We start from the raw sequence: 4,328 nt of genomic DNA, 5'->3' as shown, positions 1-4,328 counted from the left end.
GTTGTACGGGGGCCGGGTCGCCTATCCGGAGCCGCAGGTCCACGAGGCGGCGCGGCGGCGGCTGGCGCAGACCGGTGCCGGCGACGCGCCGCCGCTGAACACGACGCTCGCGGTGGTCGCGACCGACGCGGACCTGTCCAGGGCCCAGGCCCAGAAGCTGGCGGGCACCGCCCACGACGGCATCGCCCGCGCCGTGCGCCCGGTCCATCTGCTGCACGACGGCGACACGGTCTTCACCCTGGCCACCGGCGCCCGCCCGCTAGACGCACATCCGACGGCCCTGAACGAACTGCTCGCCGCGGGCGCGGATCTGGTGACCCGGGCGATCGTACGGGCCGTACGCGCGGCCGAGTCGGTCGACGGACCCGGCGGGACGTGGCCGTCGTACGGGGAGTTGTACGGGTGGCCGTAGAGGGTTGGTGAGGACGGGGATTGTCGCGGTTCTGTCACGTCATGCTGTTCCGGGGCGTCGCCGGGAACCTCAGCGAGGGTTTGCGCGCTCTTTATTGACGCTGGAACGGATCACTCACATCACACGAACCTGGAGCAGCCCGTGACAACGCCGGACATTACAGCGCGGCGCGCACTGGGGGCCTGTGCCGCCCTGATGGTCGGCGCCCTCACCCTGACCGCCTGCGGCGGCAACGCCAACGCCTCCAACGGCGGCGGCAAGGACACCCCCAAGACCTCGACGGCGAAGATAGCCATCTCGGCGAAGGACGGCGCCACGGACGCGTCCATCAACGCGACCGGGGTGAAGGTCAGCGACGGCAAGCTGACGGACGTGAAGATGACCGTGGCCGGGTCCGGGCAGACCGTGCCGGGTGCGATATCCGGCGACGGCCACAGCTGGAAGCCGAAGCAGCAGCTGGAGCGCGGCACGAAGTACCAGATAGCCGCGACCGCCAAGGACGCCGACGGGCGCCCGGCGGCGGCCAACGCCATCTTCACCACCGTGAGTTCCGCGAACAGCTTCATCGGCACCTATACGCCGGACAACGGCTCCACGGTCGGCGTGGGCATGCCGGTGTCGTTCACCTTCGACAAGTCGATCAGCGACAAGAAGGCCGTGCAGTCGCACATCACGGTCAACTCCAGCAGCGGCCAGCAGGTGGTCGGGCACTGGTTCGGCGACCGCCGCCTGGACTTCAGGCCACAGGAGTACTGGAAGGCCGGCTCCAAGGTCACGATGAACATCGACCTGGACGGCGTGCAGGGCGCCCAGGGCGTCTACGGCGTGCAGAAGAAGACCGTCTCCTTCACCATCGGGCGCTCCCAGGTCTCCACGGTCGACGTCAACACCGAGACGATGACCGTGGTGCGGGACGGCCAGACGCTCAAGACGATGCCGATCTCCGCGGGCAGCCCGCAGCACACCACGTACAACGGGCAGATGGTGATCTCCGAGAAGTTCACCCAGACCCGGATGAACGGCTCGACGGTCGGCTTCGGCGGGGAGTACGACATCCCGGACGTGCCGCACGCGATGCGGCTGACCACGTCGGGCACCTTCATCCACGGCAACTACTGGTACAACCGGGGCAACCCGCCCTTCGGCCGCCAGGGCACCAGCCACGGCTGTGTCGGCCTCGCGGACGTGCAGGGCGCGCAGGGCGACACTCCGGCGAAGTGGTTCTTCGACAACTCGCTCGTCGGCGACGTCGTCATCGTGAAGAACTCCCCCGACTCCACCGTCTCCCCGGACAACGGCCTCAACGGCTGGAACATGTCCTGGAGCGCCTGGACCGCCGGAAGCGCCGCCTGAGCGGCGGGTTTTGACCTCACGTGGGGCCGCGCGGGAACTTCTCGCGCGGCCCGCGCGTTTTCCCGGTGTTCGTTTTCCTCAATCCCGGGACATGATGTCCGACCGAGGGGCTACGGTATGCACCCACAAGGTGACATGCAGCAACGCCGGGAGAAGCCTTGAGCGTTCCGTACGAGACCACAGCGTACGAACCAGCCGAGTCGCCCGAGTCTCCGGAGGAGCACCTCGCGCGGCTCCTCGGCCGTGCCCTGAACTCCTTCGAGCTGCCCGACGAGGTGATCCGGCGGCTCGACTGCGCGCTGGCCCACGACAGTTCGCTGCACTCCGCGCACCACAGCGCCGGGCTGCACCGGGAGACGTACCGGCACACCTGGCTGCTCGCCGACGGCTCGGCCGTCACGCTGTGGGAGCTGGCGCACAACACCACCCCGGGCGGCGCCCCGGAGCACGAGGTGTACGCGGACGAGGAGGAGCTGGGCGCCGCCACCGCGCGCCTCGGCTTACCGCCGGACGCCCCCGAGCTGGAGCTGCCCTCGCCGATCTGGCTGTGGGCGGTGCCCACGCCCCGGCATGTGTTCGTCTCCGGCGACTGCGCGGACCACGTCCGCCGGCTGCTGCGCCGCGCGGAGAACCCGGACCGTCCCGACGCCCGCACGGCGGCCCTGCTGGCCACGGCGACGGCCCATGAGATCACCCAGGCGTTCGGCCGCCCGGGCCGGGTCGGCCGGTCGGGGCTGAGCTATGTGCTGTACGAGCACGCGTTCCTGCTGCCGGACGGCAGCGAGGCCTCCCTGTGGGAGGTCGAGCACACGGCGACGCCGGACGGACGGCACATGTGCGAGGTGTACACGTCGGAGGAGGCGGCCCGCTCCGCGATGGAGCGGCGCGCGGCCCGGCAGGGCTGACGGAGCGATCGGCCCGACGGGCCAGGGCAGCGGTCGAGCCGAGAGTCCGACCGGGGCAGCCCGAGCCGAAGGGCCCGGGCTGCGGTCGGGCCGACGGGCCGGACTGGCGGTCGCGGGCCGACAGGCCGGCGGCAACGGCCGGGGCATCGAGCCAGGGTCAGCGGTCGGGCCGAGAGGCCGGGCGCGACGGTCCGAGCCGAAGGGGCGGGGCAGCGGTCGGGCCGACAGGTGGCCGGAGGCAACAGCCGGGCCAACGGGCCGGGGCGGCGGTCGCGGGCCGGGGCGGCGGTCGGGCCGGCAGGACAGAGGCGGCGAGAGGGCCCGTCAGCGGTGGCCGAGTTGCCGTATCAGCCCGGCGAAGGCGTCCTGTTCGGCCGGGGTCAGCTCCACCGACTCCCGCAGGGGGCCGGTCCCCGGCTGGGCGGGGAGGAACGGCAGGCGAGTCGCCGCGAGTTCACGAAGGGCCTGTGCCCGATACCGGCGCAGCAGACGCAGGACACCGATCGCCCAGACCACACCGGCCACGGTGAGGACGGCCGCGGCTGCCAGCTGGATCGTCGAGAGATGCTCGGGCATGCCTTCCAGTACACACCACACACGGCCCTTCGACCCCGGACCGTGATGTATCTCGCAGGTGCCGTGAACAACACACACCGCGCCAAAGGGTCGAACGGGGACGAAGCGAACGCGGGTCGCCGCGAGGTCGGACGGCGGCCAGGCGATGCGGCATCCTCGTACGCATGACGACCGCCACCCCGGCACGGCTGTTGCAGTTGCTCTCCCTCCTCCAGACGCCCCGCGAGTGGCCCGGCGGTGAGCTGGCGGAGCGGCTCGGGGTGTCCCGTCGTACCGTGCGGCGGGACATCGACCGGCTGCGGGAGCTGGGTTACCCGGTGGAGGCGTCCAAGGGCGCGGACGGCGGGTACCGGCTGGTCGCCGGCAAGGCGATGCCGCCGCTGCTGCTGGACGACGAGGAGGCCGTCGCCATCGCGGTGGGGCTGCGGGCCGGCGCCGCGCATGCCGTGTCGGGGGTGGAGGAGGCGTCGGTGCGGGCCCTCGCCAAGCTGGAGCAGGTGCTGCCGGCCCGGCTGCGCCACCGGGTCACCACGCTCCAGGCGGCGATCACCCCGCTGCCCGGCGACGACGGGACGAGCATCGCGCCGCAGACGCTGACCGCGCTGGCCGGGGCGGTGGCGGGCCGGGAGCGGCTGCGGTTCGCCTACCGCGACAAGGACGGCGGCGACTCCCGGCGGCTGACCGAGCCGTACCGGCTGATGTCGGCGGGGCGGCGCTGGTACCTGGTCGCCTACGATCTCGACCGCGCCGGCTGGCGCACGTTCCGGGTGGACCGGCTGAGCGAGCCGTTCGCCACCGGAGTCCGCTACGTGCCACGGGAGTTGCCGGCCGGTGGCGCCGCCGAGTATCTGCGGCGGTCCATCCAAGGGGGGCCGGACACCTTTGCGTTCGAGGTGCGGTTCGCCGCGCCGGCCGAGGAGGTCGCCGAGCGGGTCCGGGCGTGGCTGGGGACGCCCGTGGACGACGGCGCGGGCGGCTGTGTGCTGCGGGGCGAGGCCAGTGGCCCGGCCGGGTGGCTGGCGGTCCGGCTGGCGCTGACCGGGTACGAGTTCACGGTCCGGGCACCGGAGGAACTGGCGGTC

The 4,328-nt window shown here is 72.3% G+C and carries 5 protein-coding genes; 4 read left to right on the top strand and 1 reads right to left on the bottom strand.

Features of this window, described 5'->3' with window-relative positions:
• The 3 genes from FRZ03_RS24925 to FRZ03_RS24915 form a co-directional block, all read left to right on the top strand.
• A partial coding sequence (locus FRZ03_RS24925; protein WP_186785597.1) for a P1 family peptidase occupies positions 1 to 412 on the top strand: 412 nt, incomplete at its 5' end.
• 141 nt (positions 413 to 553) lie between these two features.
• On the top strand, positions 554 to 1,765 hold the full coding sequence (locus FRZ03_RS24920) for a L,D-transpeptidase (RefSeq protein WP_186785596.1): 1,212 nt from the start codon (positions 554 to 556) through the stop codon (positions 1,763 to 1,765).
• A gap of 158 nt (positions 1,766 to 1,923) precedes the next feature.
• Entirely contained in the window at positions 1,924 to 2,670 is a 747-nt protein-coding gene (locus FRZ03_RS24915; RefSeq protein WP_146467377.1) for a DUF6227 family protein, read from the top strand.
• A gap of 324 nt (positions 2,671 to 2,994) precedes the next feature.
• Here FRZ03_RS24915 and FRZ03_RS24910 read toward each other — a convergent pair whose 3' ends face one another.
• Positions 2,995 to 3,246: a hypothetical protein gene (locus FRZ03_RS24910; protein ID WP_146467376.1), complete on the bottom strand. Its 252-nt coding sequence runs from the start codon at positions 3,244 to 3,246 to the stop codon at positions 2,995 to 2,997.
• Between the two features lie 164 nt (positions 3,247 to 3,410).
• Between FRZ03_RS24910 and FRZ03_RS24905 the strand changes: the two genes are divergently transcribed.
• A partial coding sequence (locus FRZ03_RS24905; protein WP_186785595.1) for a helix-turn-helix transcriptional regulator occupies positions 3,411 to 4,328 on the top strand: 918 nt, incomplete at its 3' end.

This window comes from Streptomyces misionensis (assembly GCF_007896895.1).
Lineage (GTDB): Bacteria > Actinomycetota > Actinomycetes > Streptomycetales > Streptomycetaceae > Streptomyces > Streptomyces misionensis_A.
This window is presented reverse-complemented; position numbering and strand designations above follow the sequence as displayed.